This is a genomic window from Streptomyces sp. NPDC005408 (assembly GCF_040606445.1).
GTDB lineage: Bacteria > Actinomycetota > Actinomycetes > Streptomycetales > Streptomycetaceae > Streptomyces.
Genome location: NZ_JBEXEX010000001.1, coordinates 225,236 through 242,947, shown reverse-complemented (window position 1 = coordinate 242,947; position 17,712 = coordinate 225,236). Strand labels below are relative to the sequence as shown.

The window sequence follows — 17,712 nt, the reverse complement described above, 5'->3', positions numbered from 1 at the left end:
ACTGCCGGGCCTCGTGCCCGGCCGGCGCCCGGAGGCGGCCTCGGTGAGGCCCGCCAGCGAGACCTTCGGCCGCAGTGCCCATGTGTTCATTCATGGCGCTGCCGTGCCGAAGCGACCCCTGAAACGCTCAGGACTCTCGGCAGGGCCGCGCCCGACCGATTGAGGAATCATCCGTGATCAGCTTCACCGTCATGGCGATCACCTTCGGCGTCGTCTTTCTCGCCGAACTGCCCGACAAGACCGCGCTCGCCGGTCTGATGCTCGGCACCCGTTACCGCGCCTCGTACGTCTTCGCGGGCGTCGCGGCCGCCTTCGCCGTCCATGTCGCGCTCGCCATCGCCGCGGGCAGCGTGCTGACCCTGCTGCCGCACCGGCTGGTGCAGGCGGTGGTCGGCCTGCTCTTCCTGGCGGGGGCGCTGATGCTGCTCCTGAAGAAGGACGACGGCGACGAGGAACACATCAAGGCCCCGGCGGACCAGTCCTTCTGGAAGGTCGCCGGGGCGGGCTTCATGCTGATTCTGGTGGCGGAGTTCGGCGATCTGACGCAGATCATGACCGCGAATCTCGCGGCGCGCTACGACAGCCCGGTCTCGGTCGGAGTCGGGGCTGTGCTGGCGCTGTGGGCGGTGGCGGGGATCGGGATTCTGGGCGGGCGGACGCTGATGAAGTACGTGCCGCTGCGGCTGATCACGAGGGTGGCGGCGGGGCTGATGCTGGCGCTGGCGGGGTTCAGCCTGTTCGAGGCGGTGGCGGGCTAGAGCCTGCGGTTCGGGGCCGGTGGTGCGGGCGCCCGTGGTGCGGGTCGCCTGCGGCGGGGCTGAAAGTCAGTCCACGGGGCTGAAAATCAGGCGGATCGTGCCATCCGGCGCCCACTCCACACGGAGCGACGTCAGGTCCTGGACGTGGACGTCCGGGGTGAGTGCCGCCGCGCGCGGGCCCACGCCCACCACCCGCATGCCCGCCGAGCGCGCCGCCTCGATGCCCGCCTCGGAGTCCTCGAAGGCCACGCAGTCCTCCGGGGCGAAGCCCAGTTCCGCCGCGCCCTTGAGGAAGCCCTCGGGGTCCGGCTTGCTGGCGCCGACGCGCTCGGCCGTGACGCGGGTCTCCGGCATCGGCAGGCCCGCCGCCGTCATCCGGGCCTGGGCGAGGGTCTCGTCCGCCGAGGTGACCAGGGCGTGCGGGAGCCCGGCGATGGCGGCCATGAAGGCCGGGGCGCCCGCGACGGGGACCACGCCTTCGGTGTCCGCGGTCTCCTGGGCGAGCATCACGCGGTTGTCGGCGTGGTTCTGCTCCATCGGCCGGTCCGGCAGCAGCGCGGCCATGGTGGCGTACCCCTGGCGGCCGTGGACGACCTTGAGCGCCGCCTCCGGGTCCAGGCCGTGCTCGATCGCCCACCGGCGCCAGCAGCGTTCCACCACCGCGTCCGAGTTGACGATGGTGCCGTCCATGTCGAGCAGGAGGGCGCGGGCGGTCAGGACGGACGGGGCGGTTGCCGGCATCGGCGTACTCCAGGGCGCGGGACAAGAGAACAAGCGGCTCCGCCCGCCGGTCAGGGAATACGGGCGGAACCACTTTGTTCAACCACGATACAAAGAGGAGGTCTGCGCGTCCACTCCGCCTCGTGGCTACCGCGTCTCGGCCTCCAGCGCGCGCCGCGTCTTCGGGCCGTAGACGCCCTTGGGATCGCCCTTGACTTTCCGGCTGTTCTGGAAGAAACGGACCGAGTCCCCGACGGACTGGTCGTACTCCCCGTCCATCGGGCCCGTGTACAGCAGCAGCTTGGCCAGCCGCTGCTGGAGCTCCACGACCGCCGGTCCGCTGTCCCCGCTGCGTAGCGTGCCCGCCCCCTGAGTCTGGGGCGCCACGGACACCGAAGCCGTGGCCTGCGCCGTCGTGGGCGGCGGGGCCGACGGGGCGGCAGGTGCGGACGAGTCGGCAGGGGCAGGGGACGAGGACTGCTCCGGCGGCACCGTATCCCCGTCCGGTGCGGCCCCGCTCTCGGCGACGTTCTGCAGCGTCACATACGGGCGTACCCGCAGCGGATCGAAGACCTCGGCCGCCGATACCTCTGCCCCCTCCGCGCAGACGCAGCCGGGCCCGGCTCTGCCCTCGGTACCGCGCGGCGTACCGCATTCAGGGCACAGGTGTCCGGTCATGGCTGATTCCCTCCCCTTGAGCTGCGAGCGATTATGCAGCGGCCCTTCGCGCCGCCCAACGCCGCCCGGCCTTCAGCCCCGCACGCTCGGCAGGCCATAACCGGCCACAACCACCAGGATGGGGAAGACAGTGGTCAGGAGACCGGCGAGGAGTGAACGGCATGGCTCAGGAAATGAGCACCGAGGCCGTGAGCCCGGCCCCCGGCGAGGGGCAGAAGCCGCAGGCCGTCATGGTCGCCATCGGTGCACTGCTGCTGGGCATGCTGCTCGCCGCCCTCGACCAGACGATCGTCTCCACCGCACTGCCGACCATCGTCAGCGAACTCGGCGGCCTGAACCATCTGTCGTGGGTGGTCACCGCCTACCTGCTGGCCTCGACCGCCGCCACGCCCCTGTGGGGCAAGCTGGGTGACCAATACGGCCGCAAGAAGCTCTTCCAGGCCGCCATCGTCATCTTCCTCATCGGCTCCGCGCTGTGCGGTGTCGCCCAGAACATGCCGCAGCTGATCGGCTTCCGCGCGCTCCAGGGACTGGGCGGCGGCGGCCTCATGGTGCTGTCCATGGCGATCGTCGGCGACATCGTCGCGCCGCGCGAACGCGGAAAGTACCAGGGCCTGTTCGGCGCGGTCTTCGGCGCGACCAGCGTGCTCGGCCCGCTGCTGGGCGGCCTGTTCACCGAACACCTCAGCTGGCGCTGGGTGTTCTACATCAACCTCCCCATCGGCGTCGTGGCCCTCGCTGTCATCGCCGCCGTACTGCACATCCCGGCCCGCCCGACCCGGCACACCATCGACTACATCGGCACCTTCCTCATCGCATCCGTCGCCACCTGTCTGGTCCTCGTCGCCTCACTCGGCGGCAGCACCTGGGCCTGGGGCTCGGCGCAGATCATCTCCCTCGCCGTTCTCAGCGCCGTACTCCTGGTCGCCTTCGTGTACGTCGAGCAGCGCGCCGCGGAACCGGTGCTGCCGCTCAAGCTGTTCCGGATCCGCACGTTCACGCTCGTCGCGGTCATCAGCTTCATCGTCGGCTTCGCGATGTTCGGCGCGATGACCTATCTGCCGACGTTCCTCCAGGTCGTGCAGGGCGTCACGCCCACCCTGTCCGGTGTGCACATGCTGCCGATGGTGCTCGGCCTGCTGCTCACCTCCACCGCGTCCGGGCAGATCGTCAGCCGGACGGGGCGCTGGAAGGTCTTCCCCATCGCGGGCACCGGCATCACGGCCATCGGCCTGATACTGCTCCACCGGCTCGACGAGTCCAGCTCCACCTGGGAGATGAGCGCGTACTTCTTCGTCTTCGGCGCCGGACTCGGCCTGGTCATGCAGGTGCTGGTACTCGTCGTGCAGAACGCCGTCCGATACGAGGACCTGGGCGTCGCCACCTCCGGCGCGACCTTCTTCCGCTCCATCGGGGCCTCGTTCGGCGTCGCCATCTTCGGCACGATCTTCACCAACCGGCTCGAGAACAAGCTCTCCGACGCCCTCGCCGGACAGTCCGTGCCGGCCGGCCTCGATCCCGGACAGCTGGCCGCCGACCCGCGCGCCATCGCCGAACTGCCGCCCGCGCTGCAGCCGCCGGTGCTCCACGCATACGCCTCGTCCATCACGGACGTCTTCCTGTACGCGGTGCCCTTGGTGCTCCTCGCGTTCCTCGTCGCCTGGTTCCTCAAGGAGGACAAGCTCCGCGGCTCGGTCACCGCGCCCGATCCCAGCGAGACCCTGGCGTCCAACCCGGTCGAGCGCTCCTCCCACGAGGAGGTGGCGCGTGCGCTGTCGGTGCTCGGCGAGCGCGAGGGGCGGCGGCAGATCTACGAGAAGATCACGGCGAAGGCGGGGTACGACCTGCTGCCCGCGGCCAGTTGGCTGCTGCTGCGCATCCGCCGCCACGGGACGGTGCAGCCCGCGCTGCTCGCCGACACCACGCCGGTCCCGTTGCGCGCCATCACCGAGGCGGCCCGGCAGGTGGAGGAGCGGGGCCTCGCCCGGCGCGAGGGGCTGCAACTGCTGCTCACCGACCGGGGCGTGGAGACGACCGCCCAGCTGGCGAAGGCGCGGGAAGAGTCGCTCGCGGAGCTGCTGGGGGACTGGTGGGGGCCGGAGCGGCCGACGGATCTGGTGCAGCTGGTGAAGGAGCTGACGGTGGAGCTGTGCGGGTCGGACGCGGAGAGGCCGTACAGTCCGCCGCCGCCGAGGGATCATGCGGCGTGAGACTCCCCGCCCCGCCCTTCCCGACCTGGGGGCAAGCCCTCAGCCCCCCACCGGGGCTCCGCCCCAGGCCCCGTGCGGGGGCTCCGCCCCCTGACCCCCGCGCCTCAAACGCCGGCGGGGCTGGATTTTCAAACGCCGGCGGGGCTGGAATGGTCGGCGCCCCCTACAGCTCCTTGCCGTACCAGATTTCCATGTACGGGCCCGCGCAATACGCCGGGATCTCCCCGTACCCGTGCCGCACGTACAGCGTGCGCGCCTCGATCAGATCAAGGCGCGTATTGAGCACCATCCGGCCGGCGCCGAGCGTGAGCGCCTCCGTCTCCAGGAGCTCCATCAGCAGACCGGCACCCCCCTTGCCGCGGAACGCGGGCCGCAGATACACCCGTGTGAGCTCCGCCCGCTCGGCGTCCAGCATCAGGATGCCGCCGCAGGCCGCCGCCTTGCCCTCGTGGCGGCCGACGACGAACTGGCCCGTGGGGGGCACGAGCTGCTCGACGCCGTCACCCGCGAGGCCCTCGTCGATCTCCTCGGTGGTCGCGGGCCGCTTCCAGTAGCGGCTCGCGACCTCGTCGTAGTACTCGCGCCGCAAGGCGCTCGCGTCGGAGGAGTCGAAGGCCTCGGGGGCCAGGGTCCAGGTCGTCATGACGATTTCTGTACCCGAAGGCGGCAGCCTTTGGCCAATGATTTCCGGCGGTCGGGAGCAGCCGTCAGGCGAAGCGGTCGGGGGAGAGGAAGTCCAGCGGCACCCTGGTGGGCCGGGCCTGGACGAGGTCCGCGAGGGCCTCGCCGATGCCCGTGGCGTGCTGGAAGCCGTGGGCGTTGTCGCCGCCGGCGACGATGACCCGGGGGTCGCCTCCGGGGCGGCCGATCACGAACTGCCCGTCCGGAGTCCGCGTCGCCATGCAGACCGCGACCCGTGCGGGCACCGGCTCAAGGCCGGGAATCCTGGCGGGCAGCATGCCCGCCAGATCGGACCAGTCCTCGGACGCCACGGACCGGTCGCTGTCGTCGGGATCGATCGGCTTGGCCGACACACTGCGGTCCTCCAGGCTCAGCTGGACGTCGTGACCGCCCCCCATTCCGCTGCCTCGCAGGACCCGGACGTCGTCCAGTTCGCGCATGAAGACCGGGAAACTCTCCAGGGTGAAGCTGTCGTCCGGCTCCAGCTGCCGGAACCAGGTGATCGGCATACGTACCGTCTCCAGCGGCAGCCCGGGCACGAGGGAGGAGAGCCAGGAGCCGGCCGTCACGACGACCTGCCGCACCCGTACGGTCTGCTGCGCGGTGTGCAGCAGGACGCCTCCCGCCACCGGCTCGATCGAGGTGATCCGGGTGTCGGCGTACACGCGGGCGCCCGCGCGCCGGGCGAGTGCGACCGCGGAGCGCACGGCCCTTTCGGGGCGTACGATCCCGGCGGACGGCTCCCAGACGCCTATGTGATGGTCGGGCACGGCGGTGTGGCGCGGGTACTGGAAGCGCAGGGCGCGGGCCGTGAAGGTGCGGACGTCGATGCCGTGCTCACGGGCCGCGCGGAGGGTCCCTCCCGCGATGTGTCCGTTCTCCGGGCCGATCAGGAGCCCGCCCGTGGGGACGAACAGCTGCTCCTGCGCCGCGTCTTCGAGCTCCGCCCACAGCTCCCGGGACCGCTGCGCGAGCGGGACCAGTTGAGGGTCTTCGAGGCAGGTGAGGCGGAACATCCGGGCGCCCCCGTGGGACGAACCGAGTGAATGGCCCGGTGTGAAGCGTTCGAACCCCAGGACGTCGATGCCCCGGGCCGCCAGCTTCCACAGTGCCGAGGCGCCCCATGCCCCGAGTCCCACGACCGCAGCCTCAGCGTCCCATCGAGTCATGTCACTCACTCCCGCCTGTCGTCAGGTGCCAAGGGTCCACACGACCACGCGCCCCCGCGCGCAGGCCTGAGTACCGGCTACTCACCTTCCGGCCGCCCCTCACGGTCGGGCCGTTGCCTCTGGGGAGGACCGTCATGCGCCGGGTCGGGGCACCGGGGCCGGGGCGCCGCCAACTCGGGCCGCGGAAAAGGTTTGAGTACCTGAGTACTCATGAAGCCGGGTCCCGGCGCGTGGTCAGCTCATGGCGCCGCGCGGTGCAGCGCGCGACGACCGGTGGAGGTTTGGATGCAATTCCGTGTACTGGGGACTCCCGAGATCTATGACGAGGTCAGACAACGGAGCGTCCAGCTGACCAGCCCCAAGCAGCGGGTGCTGCTCGGGGCGCTACTGGTCCGGATGGGGTCTCCGGTGCCCACGGAAGCGCTGATCAACGAGCTCTGGGGACGCAACGCACCGGACAAGGCCATCAACGCGCTGCAGGCGCATGTGTCCCGGCTGCGGCAGCAGTTGATCGAGGTGGAACCCTCCCGGGCCAATACGCCGCGGCTTGTCGCGCGTGGCTCCGGTTATCTGCTGCAGGCGCGGCCCGACGAACTCGACAGCGTGCAGTTCCGGCTCCTTGTGGCGCGGGCCCAGCGGCAGCTGGAGTCCGATCCGCATTCCGCGTGCGTCCTGCTGCGCAAGGCCCTGAAGCTGTGGCGCGGCCCGGCCCTGGCCGGCGGATCCCACGGCCCGCTGAGCGCGGGTGTCGCCGCGCGGCTGGAGGAGGAGCGGCTGCTCGCTCTGGAAGACCTCTGCGACGCCTCGCTCCGGATGGGCCAGCACCGCCAAGTGATCGCCCAGCTGGAGGAGTTGGTCGCCGACCATCCGTTGCGGGTGCGCTTCCGCGACCAGTTGGCCCTCTCGCTCCAGCGCAGCGGCCGGCCGGGCGAGGCGCGGACGGTGCGCGACACGGTACGACGGCGGCGCGCCGCCGAGGTCGGTGCCGGAGCGGCACCGGTGCTGACCGCTCCCGTACGTCAGATCCACGAGGTGGGGAGCCGGTGGCAGGGGCACGGTGCTGTCGAGCATGCGGTGGCGGAGGAGTACGCAGACGGTGATTCCGCCCACCGCGACGGCGCGAGCAATCTCGAGCTGCTGCGGCTGCGGCGACGGGTCGACCAGCTGACCTCGGAACAGCACACCCTCCGCTCGGAACTCGACCGCCTGATGGCGCTCGTGGAAGAGCGCGCGCCCGGACGGCGCAGGGATTCCGCGTGATCCGGCTCGCGTGATCCGGCTCGCGTGAGCCGGATCTCATGATCTGGCGGCCGCCTGTCGGGCCCGTTTGTCCGGCCGGTTGTCAGCCTGTCAATTGCGTGTCAGATGTGCCCATTTGAATGCCCGGGTGAGTGGCGCCTCAAACTACGATGCGAATCGCTGATGAGTGGTCTGAATTCAATTTTCTGAGAGGAGATTTCCGTGGCCGTACTGCACACGACTCACAAGAGTGCCGGGACACCCGACCAGGTGTGGAAGGTACTTCTGGACTGCGAGGCGTTCCCTTCGTACATGGAGGGTGTCAATGAGGTGACGATCACCGGCGAGGAGGACGGTCGCAGGACCAGCAGCTGGGTGGTCGAACTCAAGGGTTCCGAGATGGAGTGGGACCAGGAGGATGTCATCCATCCCGACCTGCGCCGGCTCGAGTTCCGCCAGACCGACGGGGATCTCGCCCACTACGAGGGCTATTGGCAGGTCGTCGAGGGCAGCGACGGTGTCGGTCTCGAACTGAACGTGGAATTCGACATCGGCCTGCCGATGGTGGCTGAAATGATTCATCCCGCGGTGGCCAAAGCGCTGGAAGGCTACCAGCAGGGGATTGTCAGTCAGAGCCTCTAGGAGGAGAAGCAATGAGTGACCTTCGCTCGGGTGACGCAAAGGAAACCTTCCGGCGCGTGAAGCGCCATTTCTCTCCGGCGCTTTCGGTGGCCGGTAAATTCTCCGGGCAGGGCGCCGTCGAGTCCTCGGCGGACGGCTGCCGGGTGACCCTCTCGGACGGCAGGTCCGTCCTTGACTTCGGCTCGTACGCCGTCGCCCTCCTCGGCCACCGGAACACGGCCATAGTCGACGCCGTACGAAGCCAGCTGGATGTCATGCCGACGTCGACCAGGACGGTCCAGAGCCCGGTGTCCCCGCTGGCCGCCGAGAGCCTGACGGAGTACTTCGGAGGAGCCCTCAACCGGGTCTACTTCGGATGCGGCGGAGCGGACGCCGTCGAGGTGTCCCTCAAGCTGGCCCGGATGGCCACCGGCCGTATGACCGTGATCGCGGTCGACGGAGCCTTCCACGGAAAGACCCTCGGCGCCCTCGCACTGACCCACAACGAACGCTTCAGGACAGGCCTGGAGCCGCTGCTCCAGGGTGTCGTCCATGTCGACCCGTCCGACCCCGAGGCGGTCGCCCGGGTCATCCGTGAACAGGACGTCGCGGCCGTCGTCTTCGAGCCCGTACAGGCCGAGAACGGTGTGCAGGTGCTGGACGAAGCCGTCCTGGCGCAGTGGTGCCGCGACGCCCACGAGCACGGTGCCTTTGTCATCTCCGACGAGATCCAGGTCGGCCTGCGGCGGTGCGGCGCCAAGTCCGTGGCGCTGGAGGCAGGGCTGCCGGTCGACGCCGTACTGCTGGGCAAGCCCCTGGGCGGCGGTGTCGTCCCGGTCTCGGCCGCGGTGGGCACGGACCGGCTCTTCGAGCCCCTGCTGACCGATCCCATGAGGCACACCGCCACCTTCAGCGGCCATCCGCTGGGCACCGCCGTGATTCCGGTGGCGCTGGACACCATCGAGCTGCACGCCGAGGACGGCGCCCGCATCGCCGCGGCGATGGCGGAAGGGCTCGCGCAGATCCAGGAGGAGCACAGCGACATCGTGGTCGCCGTGCGAGGCCGTGGCCTGCTGTGGGGCATCGACTTCCGCTCGCCCGAGCTGTCCGGCGATGTTCTCGCGGGACTCGCCCAGAGCGGTCTGGTCGTCTCCCCCTGCATCAGCCGTCCGACGACCGTGCGGTTGCTCCCGCCGATCGTCGCGACCGACGAGGACGTGAAAGAGGCGCTGTCACTGCTCGCCGGCGCGATCGCAAAGGCCGCCGCCGGCGCCTAGGGGGTGCCTTGCGGATCTTGCTGGGTTCGCGTGCCCTGGCACGCACTCCCCCGTAGCCCTTCGGGCACGGGAGGTGCCCCCATCGCCAGACCCGCTCACTGATCCAGCCTGATCCGAAAGACGCCCCCTAGCCGCGGCACCGAACCGGACGAAAGTCCCGGGGAAGGAACGTAGATAACTGATGACTTCGCTCACGCATTCAGAAGTCACCGAGGAGTTCGCCGAAGATGTCGTCCTGCACGAAGACATCACCGGTTTCACGGCTCCGGATCCGCACGACGTATCCGAAGTGTTCCTCACCGGCGCGACCGGTTTTCTCGGGGCATTTCTGCTGAAAGAACTGCTGGCGCGCGGCCTTGTCGTGCACTGCCTGGTGCGAGCCGCGGACGCCGAAGCGGGCCTCGAGCGGCTGAAGAAGAATCTGAGTACGTACGAAATCGACGACCTCGACCTGGACCGGGTCAGGGTGGTGCGCGGGGATGTGACGAAGCCCCGGCTCGGTATGGAGGAGTCCGCGTATACGGAACTCGCCGGGCGGATCGGCGCCATTTACCACTCCGCGGCCAAGGTCAACTTCCTGACGCTGTACAAGTGGCTGCGCAAGTCGACGGTCGACGGAACCCACGAGATCCTGCGGCTGGCGTGCGCGGCGAAGGCCGCTCTGCACCATGTGTCGACCACGGGTGTCTTCGAGCCCAAGGCCGCCCTGGGGCCGAGGCGGGAGCTCGACCCCACCGGGCCGCCCGAGACGCTGTCGCTGGGGTACACCAAGAGCAAGTGGGTGGCCGAGCAGCTGGTGCGCGAGGCCGGGCGCAGGGGTGTGCCCATCACCATCCACCGCCCCGGCCAGGTGTGGGGCGACACGCGGACCGGGGCCTGCCAGCCCAACGACTTCGTGTGGCGGTTCATCAAGGGATCCATCCAGGCCGGCCTGTATCCGCGTAAGTTCCGGCTCGACATGAACATGGTGCCGGTCGACTATGTGAGCGCCGCGATCGTCGCGATCTCCCGGGACCCGGCGTCGACCGGCAGGGCGTTCCACGAGGTGAGCCCGGGGTCACTGGACTCCAACGAGATCCTGGGCCTCATCCGCAGCTCCGGGTACGAGCTGAAGGAAGTCAGCATCATCAAGTGGATGAAGGCCATTTCGGCCGACGTCAACAACTCCATGTATCCGCTGATGGCCATGATCGTGGACCTGGAGAAGGTCGAGGTCGCGGAATTCGCGGACGGTGACACCCGCGAGTTCCTGAGCGGCTCCGGGGTCCAATGCCCGAGCATCGACGAGAAGGTGTTCGCCGCCTATGTGGCGTACTTCGTCCGTCATGACGTCCTGCCCGACCCCTGTCTGTGAAGCGCTGACAGAACGACGGTGTCCCGCGAGTTTCCTCGCGGGACACCGTCATGTCAGGGACACCGTCATGTCAGCGGACCTCAGGAGGCGGGCCGGTCGACGAAGCGAAAGCTGGACTCGCGGGAGTGGCGATCGGTCTCCGACTCGTCAGTGGCCGGACATTCGGGCTCGGCCGACCGGATCAGCTGCATCGGCGTCATCCGGTTCGTGCCCTCGGACTGCGTGGTCGCCTGCTCCAGTCCCTGCTTGAGATTGTTCCGGGCCGTGATGCCCAACTTGTGGTAAATGCGGTGCAGATGGTTCTCCACGGTACGGACAGAGACCACCAGCTGGTTCGCGATGTCGCGGTTCGACATACCGGTCGCGGCGAGCGCGGCGACCTCCCGCTCCCGCGGCGTCAGCGGCGCGATGTCGCTCTCGCCGCGGCTCTCGCTCACCATCCACGGCGGCAGGGTGCCGCCGAAGCCGCGGAGCATCTCCTGGCAGGCGGCCCAGGCCTCACGGCCCTTGCGGCGCTGGCCGGATGCCCGGTAGGCGCGGGCCGCCTGCGCCGCCGCCTCGGCGGCGAGCGGGAGTGCGCCCATGTCGCGGAACTGCCTGGCAACCTTGGCGAGCGCGTTGCCGTCCGCCTCGGCGAGCGCCTGGATGTGATCGGCCATGACCCGCACCAGGCCCCCGGTGCTCTTCGCGGCGAGCGCCTTGGCCTGGTTGCGGAACCGGCAGGCGGCGCTCTCCTTGAGCCTGGCCGCCAGGTGCAGGGCGATCACCGCCGTGACGGTACGCCCCGACGCGGCCGCCCCTTCGGCCAGCTCGACGGCCTGGGCGACGGCTCCCGAGCGGTCCCCGGTGTGGGCGAGGACCAGCGCACGGTCGTGCGCGATCTCGTCCTCGGCGATCGGGTGCGAGACGGCCTCGCGCTGCACCAGTCGGGCCTCGACGAGGGTACGCAGGGCCTCCGAGTGCATCCCCGACTCGGCGAGCGCGCCCGCCAGTTGGGCCAGTGGCCAGGCCCGCGTCGCCGGCCATTCGTGACCCGTCTCGAAGGCGATCGCCTGCCGCAGCAGAACGACGGCGCGCTGGGGCCGGCCCAGCAGACGCAGCAGCCGGGACCTGGCGATGATGCTCTGCACCAGTACGGGCCAGCGGTCGGTGGAGTCGTACCGGCGCGGGGCGTCCAGGGTGTCGGCCGCCTCCTGCAGATTGCCCGAGAGGTAGGAGCAGCGTGCGGCGACGGCGTCGACGAGGACCAGGGCGTCGGTGTCCCAGTCGTACGAGTGGTCCCGGTAGCTGTTCAGCAGCTCCAGGGCGCCTGCCGGGTCGCCGAGTTCGGTCCGGGCGAAGGCGACCACGGGCACCACCGCCTGGGCGACGGGGAGTCCGGCGTTGTCGGCGTTGAGCACGGTGTCACCGATGGCGACGGCGTCCTCGAGCCGGTTGGACATCACGGCGATCATGGCGCGGCTGCCGTGCAGTACGCCGGCGTGCTCGGAGCCGACGGCCTTGATGGCGTGGGCCAGTACGGCACCGGCGTCCGGCACCCGCCGCAGCCTCCAGGCCAGGTTGATCACCCGGGTGTGCACCGCGGCGATGTACTCGGAGTGCGGCACTTCGACCCCGCATTCGAGTGCCGTGGCCAGGACCGCCTCGGCCTCCTGGTAGGACCCCTTGCCGACGAGGACCTGGCCCAGCAGAAGGGCCGCGCGGATGCAGTCCTTCCGCTCGGAGCTCCTGGCCGCGCGGGTCACCACGCGGCAGAGGTCGGTTCCGTACTCCACGGAGTCCGGCACCGGGCGATAGGGCGCCGAGTCGGCCTCCGAGGGGGTGTCGCGCAGGGCCAGCAGGCACAGCCGTTCCGCGAGCGCGAAGTCCCGGCGCTGGATCGCGGTGCGGGTCGCGGCGAGTAGCTGGTCCCGTTCCGGGACCATGCCCGCCTCCATCCGCAGGGAGACGATGCGCAGGACGTCCTCGACCCGGCGGGCTCCCGTACGTTCCAGGGCGTCCGCGACCTGGCGGCGTAGCCGCTGTGCGGTGAGGTCGGACATCCGGGACGCCACCACCACGCGGCTGAGCGGTACGGCCAGCCGCAGGTCGACGCGTGCCCCGGTGCGCTCGACCTTGACGATGCCGCGCAGGTCGAGCGACTCCGCCGCGTGGGCGAGGCCCGACGCGGCGGCGATGTCGACCTCCAGCGGCTCGGCGACGGCGAGCATGTTGACCAGTTCGTTCTCGTCGTGACTGAGGTCCCGCAGTCCGAGCCGTATGACGTCGGACAGGCGCTTGCCCGGGCGTTCGGTCAGGCCCTGCCAGACCCAGGTCCCGTTGATGCAGCGCAGTGACTCGTCCTCGAGGGCGTGCTCGATGAGTTCGCGCAGCATGAGGGCGTTGCCGTGGGTGGCTGCCCACAGGCGTTGCAGCGTCGCGGTGTCGGTGTGGCCGCCGAGCCGCGCGCGTAGAACGTCGCCCAGCGCGGTGCTGTCGAAGGGAGCCACCTCCACGTGGTCGATGAGCCGGTCGACCCAGAGTTTGTCGATTCCCGCCGGAGTGATCGCGTCCTTGCGGCTGGTGGCGAGCACGCTGAGCCGGCCGGCGGCGACGAGCCGGTGCAGGCGGTGGCCCGAGGCCGCGTCGACCAGATGGGCGTCGTCGATGCCGACGACCGGGCGGTCGGTCGCGGCGCCGTCCAGCGTGGACGGCTCGACGGACTCCAGGCATTCGGCGAGCGATCCGAATCCCTTGGCACGTGTGCCGCTGTTCCAGCTCGCTCCGCCGACCGACAGCACTGTCCGGCCTTCGTCGGCGGCTCGCTCCAGTGCGGTGGAGAGAAGGAGACTTTTTCCCACGCCGGAGCCGCCGACCAGAATCGCTCCACTGCCCCGACCCAGGGCAGTTTCCACGGCGTGGAGTTCGGTATCTCGCGCAGTTATTGGCCAGTGAAAAACAACATCTGTTGACATATGTTCTCAAGCCCCCGCAGGAAGAATGTCAGCACCCTTCGATGAATGTCCCGGAACCCTCAGGTGTCTTGATGTGCCGGCCGGTTAATCGGCCTGTAACCAGGGAGAAACGTGCCTCTTCAACTACTCTGCTCCCCAGTCGGCTGAAAACCAGCGCTGTTTTTCCGTCACTCGGACCTGGTGGGTCAGCAGGACGATTGCAAGTATAGACCGGCATGTTGCAAGCGGGACTTGAATGATTCTGGCGGGGGCGGCAGCTGTTGAATTGCCTGGTGGTTCCGGTATTCAGGTTCGGCGCGGCAGGGGAGCGGCAAGCCGGACCGGCAATTCTGACATCCCGTAGGGCAACACTCCGGTTGAGGGGACTTCAAGCCATGCATTCTGCCGGAGGGTTCCGTTTACCCGGCTTGGGGGAGAGTGGCCCCGTTCGGGCCCGGGCCGGATACCACTTGTCCCCGGTCCAGGACCGGGGACAAGTGGGCCTCGCCATGGCTGAATTGAATATCCGTCAGGAATACTGGCGGGTCAGTCGCCAGCGCTGAGCACGGCTCCGCTCCGCCCAGAAGTCCGCGTACCGGCCATCCGCGGCGATCAACTGCTCGTGCCTGCCGCGCTCGGCGATCCTGCCGTCGTCCAGCAGCAGAATCTGGTCGGCGGCGGCAACGGTCTGCAGCCTGTGCGCGATGACCAGGAGCGTCCGGCCGGCGGTGAGATGACCGAGTGCCTCCTGGACCGCCTGCTGGTTCTCCGGGTCGAGCGAAGCGGTCGCCTCGTCGAGCAGCACGATCGGAGCGTCCTTGAGGATCGCGCGTGCGATCGAAACGCGCTGCCGTTCACCACCCGACAACAGGGCGCCGCCCTCGCCGACCTTGGTGTCCCAGCCGTCGGGCAGCCGCTGCACGATCTCCTCCACCCGGGCCAGCCGGGCGACTTCGCGGATCTCGCTGTCGGTGGCCTCGGGGCGTCCCACCCGGATGTTCTCCATGATGGTGCCCTCGAAGAGGTAGACATCCTGGAACACCACCGAGATACGGGACATCAGGACCTCGGGATCGATGTCCCGTACGTCCACGCCGCCGACCCGCACCACACCGGAGTCCACGTCCCAGAACCGCGGAATCAGCTTGCTGACCGTGGTCTTGCCGGAACCGGAGGGACCGACCAGCGCGGTCATCGTGCCCTCCTCCATGATCAGCGACACCCCGGAGAGCACCGGAGTCCCGTCGTAGCTGAAGGACACGTTCTCGAACTCGATCGCGTTGCCCAGCGGCAGCCGCGGGTCGTCCTGCTGGGGGAGCTGGGGCTGCGCAAGCAGCTCGGAGACCCGGTCGAGCGCGGAGCGTGCCGTACGCAGGGTCGATCCCAGCACCGCGGTCTCGGCGATCGGCTCGGTGAACCGGGCCGACAGGACGAGGATCGCCAGCAGCTTGGCCACGTCCAGGCCCCCGTCGAGCGCCAGATACGTGCCGGTCACCAGGATGACCGTGAACGCCGCCTGGACCACGAGGGCGAAGCTGACCAGACCGGGCACGCCGGTGATAAGCACCCGGCGGGACGCCTCGTACTGCGTGTGCAGGGCGTCGTCGAGTCCGCGCGTCCCGGTGCTCGAACCGCCCCGGCCGAACACCCGCAGTACAGGCTGGAGCTGGGCGAACTCGACCACCCGGCCGCCGGTCACGGCGTGCGCCGCGGTCCGTGCCTCGTCTGCCTTCTGGTTGAGGCCGGCGCTCCACCGGTAGACCACGACGATCACCGGCACGGTGAGCGTGGCCGCCAGCGCGAGGCGCCAGTCGAAGGCGTACATCACCAGGACAACGGTTGCGGGAGTGAGGAAGCTGGTCACCAGGGGCCGCAGCAGATGCGCCGGCACGCCCATGATGTCCATGACGCTCTTCGTGGCGAGCTGGCCGAGCTGTCCGACCCGCTCGGGTGCGAACCAGCCCAGCGGCAGCGAGGCCACCTGGTCACCGATCCGGTGGTGCAGGGTCTTGGAGAGAGTCGCGCCCGCCTGGAAACCGGTGCGCAGACTGTCGTAATAGACCACGCAGTAGAGGAAGGAGACACCGAGCAGCGCCCAGATCCACGGCCAGACCGAGTCGGGGTCGGAGCCGAAGAGCGCCTCGAGGATGGGGACGAGCAGGGCGAAGGCGAAGCCCTGGAGAACGGCACCCACCGCCAGGGCGACGAGCATCCTGCGCAGGGGGCTCCCTTGCTCGGGGCCCACCACATTGAGCAGTTGGCGGATCATCAGCTGTTCCCTCCCACCGGAGCGGCGCTCACGGTCGTGATCAACGTGGGCTGGTGGGGCTGCCACTGAGCCGTCTTCTCATGGGCGTGCCACATCCGCGCGAACCTGCCGCCCCGGGCGACCAGTTCCGGGTGGGTGCCCCGCTCGACGATCTGTCCGTCGTCGAGCACCGCGATCACGTCCGCGTCGACCACCGTCGACAGCCGGTGGGCGATCAGCAGCACGATCTTGCCCCGGGTCAGCTCCGAGAGTGCGTCCTGCACCTTGGCCTCGGACTGCGGGTCGGCGAAGGCGGCCGCCTCGTCGAGCACGATGACCGGGGTGTCGGCCAGCAGGGCCCGGGCGATCGAGACGCGCTGCGCCTGGCCGCCGGAGAACCGTGCGTCCTCACCGATCACGGAGTCGTAGCCGCGCGGCAGCGCCTCGATCTCGTCGTGGACGCACGCAGCGCGGGCCGCGGCCTTGACCTCGGACAGATCGGCGTCGGGCCGTGCCATCCGGATGTTCTCGGCGACCGTGTCCTGGGTCAGCCTGACGTCCTGGAAGACGAACGCGACCCGGCTGTACAGGTCTTCCAGGGCCAGTTCCCTGATGTCGACGCCGCCGATGCTGATGGAGCCGCCGGTCACGTCGCCGAAGCGCGGAAGCAGGGTGGCCAGGGTGCTCTTGCCCGAACCCGAGGGCCCGACCAGGGCCGTGACCGTGCCCGGCGCCAGCTCCAGATCGACTCCCGCGACGGCTTCCTTCTTGCCGTCGTAGGAGAACCGCACGTCCTTGTAGCTGACGTGGTTCCCGGACGGGGTGCGCGGCGCCTCGGAGACCGGGAGTTCGTCGGTGGCGAGGATCTCGCTGACGCGCTCGGCGGCGGCCTTGGCGAAGCGCAGTTCGTAGCTGACGTAGAACAGGGCGAGCACCGGCGCGGTGAGGCCGATGCCGAGCAGGGCGAACGGCAGCAGATCCACGGCGGCGATCCAGTCGTTCGTCACGAACACCGCGCCGCCGGTGAGGACCGCCACCAGTACGGCGATCGGGGACAGCACGATCTCGGCCGCGGCCTTGGAGTTCAGCGTGGAGCGGACCCAGGAGAGGAAGAACGACGAGAAGTCGTCGGCCGCCGCGCCGAACTGCTGGTGCGCCCGGCGGGTCTGGCCGAAGGTCTTGACCACCGCGATGCCCTGCACGAATTCGACGGCACTGCCGTTGATCCGCTCCATCGCCTTGTCGTACTCGGGCAGATGGCTGGCCATCCCGGCCATCGTGATGCTGTACAGACTGAGCCCGATGACCAGCGGGGCGATCGTCACCAGGGTCATCTGCCAGTCGACCCAGAACAGATACGCCAGCGAGGTGACGGGGACGACCGTCGCGGCCGTCATGTCGAGCACCGAGTGGGCGATCATGTGGTGCATCGCGTCCACGTCGTCCTGCACGGCCTTCTTCACCGAGCCGGAGTTGCGGGCGCTGAACCAGCCCAGCGGCAACCGGCCGAGCCGGTCCACCAGGCTGCGCCTGATGTGCAGCTGCAGTTCGTTGTCCGCGAAGTGGGAGATGGCGCCCGATGCCAGCAGAAAGATCAGCCGCACCAGCAGGGCGCCCGCGCCGATCGCGGTGATGGTCCAGGCATCGCTCGAACGGTCGGGCTCGTTGTCGAGCAGCACCCGGCCCAGTTCTGCGATGGCGATGAAGGGGACGACGCCGGCGGCCGCCGAGACGGCCTGGGCGGCGACGGCCAGCCGTAGCCGTCCCTTGATCGGGCGAAGAATCTCGCCAAGTGCGGCCTTTTCCGCGGCCATCCGGTCCTCC

At 69.5% G+C, this 17,712-nt stretch carries 13 protein-coding genes; 6 read left to right on the top strand and 7 right to left on the bottom strand.

What is annotated here, in order from left to right; translation table 11 throughout:
• The first annotated feature begins 173 nt into the window (after positions 1-173).
• Entirely contained in the window at positions 174-758 is a 585-nt protein-coding gene (locus ABZS64_RS00970) for a TMEM165/GDT1 family protein (RefSeq protein ID WP_355821689.1), read from the top strand.
• 66 nt (positions 759-824) lie between these two features.
• On the opposite strand, the gene ABZS64_RS00965 is transcribed toward ABZS64_RS00970, so the two are convergent.
• Positions 825-1,499, bottom strand: coding sequence for an HAD-IA family hydrolase (locus ABZS64_RS00965; protein ID WP_355821687.1), 675 nt, complete (start codon positions 1,497-1,499; stop codon positions 825-827).
• 126 nt (positions 1,500-1,625) lie between these two features.
• Positions 1,626-2,156: a peptidoglycan-binding domain-containing protein gene (locus ABZS64_RS00960; RefSeq protein ID WP_355821685.1), complete on the bottom strand. Its 531-nt coding sequence runs from the start codon at positions 2,154-2,156 to the stop codon at positions 1,626-1,628.
• 161 nt (positions 2,157-2,317) lie between these two features.
• Between ABZS64_RS00960 and ABZS64_RS00955 the strand changes: the two genes are divergently transcribed.
• Positions 2,318-4,366 carry an MDR family MFS transporter gene (locus tag ABZS64_RS00955; RefSeq protein ID WP_355821683.1) on the top strand — a complete coding sequence of 683 codons (2,049 nt, stop codon included), beginning with the start codon at positions 2,318-2,320 and terminating at the stop codon, positions 4,364-4,366.
• A 163-nt stretch (positions 4,367-4,529) separates the two neighbouring features.
• On the opposite strand, the gene ABZS64_RS00950 is transcribed toward ABZS64_RS00955, so the two are convergent.
• Entirely contained in the window at positions 4,530-5,009 is a 480-nt protein-coding gene (locus ABZS64_RS00950; RefSeq protein ID WP_355821681.1) for a GNAT family N-acetyltransferase, read from the bottom strand.
• Between the two features lie 64 nt (positions 5,010-5,073).
• On the bottom strand, positions 5,074-6,216 hold the full coding sequence (gene solA, locus ABZS64_RS00945) for an N-methyl-L-tryptophan oxidase (protein ID WP_355821679.1): 1,143 nt from the start codon (positions 6,214-6,216) through the stop codon (positions 5,074-5,076).
• Between the two features lie 285 nt (positions 6,217-6,501).
• Between solA and ABZS64_RS00940 the strand changes: the two genes are divergently transcribed.
• From ABZS64_RS00940 to ABZS64_RS00925, 4 genes are all read left to right on the top strand, one after another.
• On the top strand, positions 6,502-7,476 hold the full coding sequence (locus tag ABZS64_RS00940; protein WP_355821677.1) for a BTAD domain-containing putative transcriptional regulator: 975 nt from the start codon (positions 6,502-6,504) through the stop codon (positions 7,474-7,476).
• 201 nt (positions 7,477-7,677) lie between these two features.
• Positions 7,678-8,097, top strand: a complete 420-nt coding sequence (locus ABZS64_RS00935) for an SRPBCC family protein (RefSeq protein WP_355821675.1) — start codon at positions 7,678-7,680, stop codon at positions 8,095-8,097.
• Positions 8,098-8,108: 11 nt separating this feature from the next.
• Positions 8,109-9,353, top strand: coding sequence for an aspartate aminotransferase family protein (locus ABZS64_RS00930; RefSeq protein WP_355821673.1), 1,245 nt, complete (start codon positions 8,109-8,111; stop codon positions 9,351-9,353).
• Positions 9,354-9,534: 181 nt separating this feature from the next.
• Complete coding sequence (locus tag ABZS64_RS00925; protein WP_355821671.1) at positions 9,535-10,707, top strand: thioester reductase domain-containing protein; 1,173 nt, start codon at positions 9,535-9,537, stop codon at positions 10,705-10,707.
• Between the two features lie 80 nt (positions 10,708-10,787).
• On the opposite strand, the gene ABZS64_RS00920 is transcribed toward ABZS64_RS00925, so the two are convergent.
• The 3 genes from ABZS64_RS00920 to ABZS64_RS00910 form a co-directional block, all read right to left on the bottom strand.
• The gene (locus ABZS64_RS00920; protein WP_355821669.1) at positions 10,788-13,547 is read right to left on the bottom strand and encodes a helix-turn-helix transcriptional regulator; all 2,760 of its coding nucleotides are present in this window, start codon (positions 13,545-13,547) and stop codon (positions 10,788-10,790) included.
• 622 nt (positions 13,548-14,169) lie between these two features.
• Complete coding sequence (locus tag ABZS64_RS00915) at positions 14,170-15,909, bottom strand: ABC transporter ATP-binding protein (protein WP_355821667.1); 1,740 nt, start codon at positions 15,907-15,909, stop codon at positions 14,170-14,172.
• On the bottom strand, positions 15,909-17,702 hold the full coding sequence (locus ABZS64_RS00910; protein WP_355821665.1) for an ABC transporter ATP-binding protein: 1,794 nt from the start codon (positions 17,700-17,702) through the stop codon (positions 15,909-15,911). The genes ABZS64_RS00915 and ABZS64_RS00910 overlap by 1 nt, the downstream gene beginning before the upstream one ends.
• Positions 17,703-17,712: the final 10 nt, after the last annotated feature.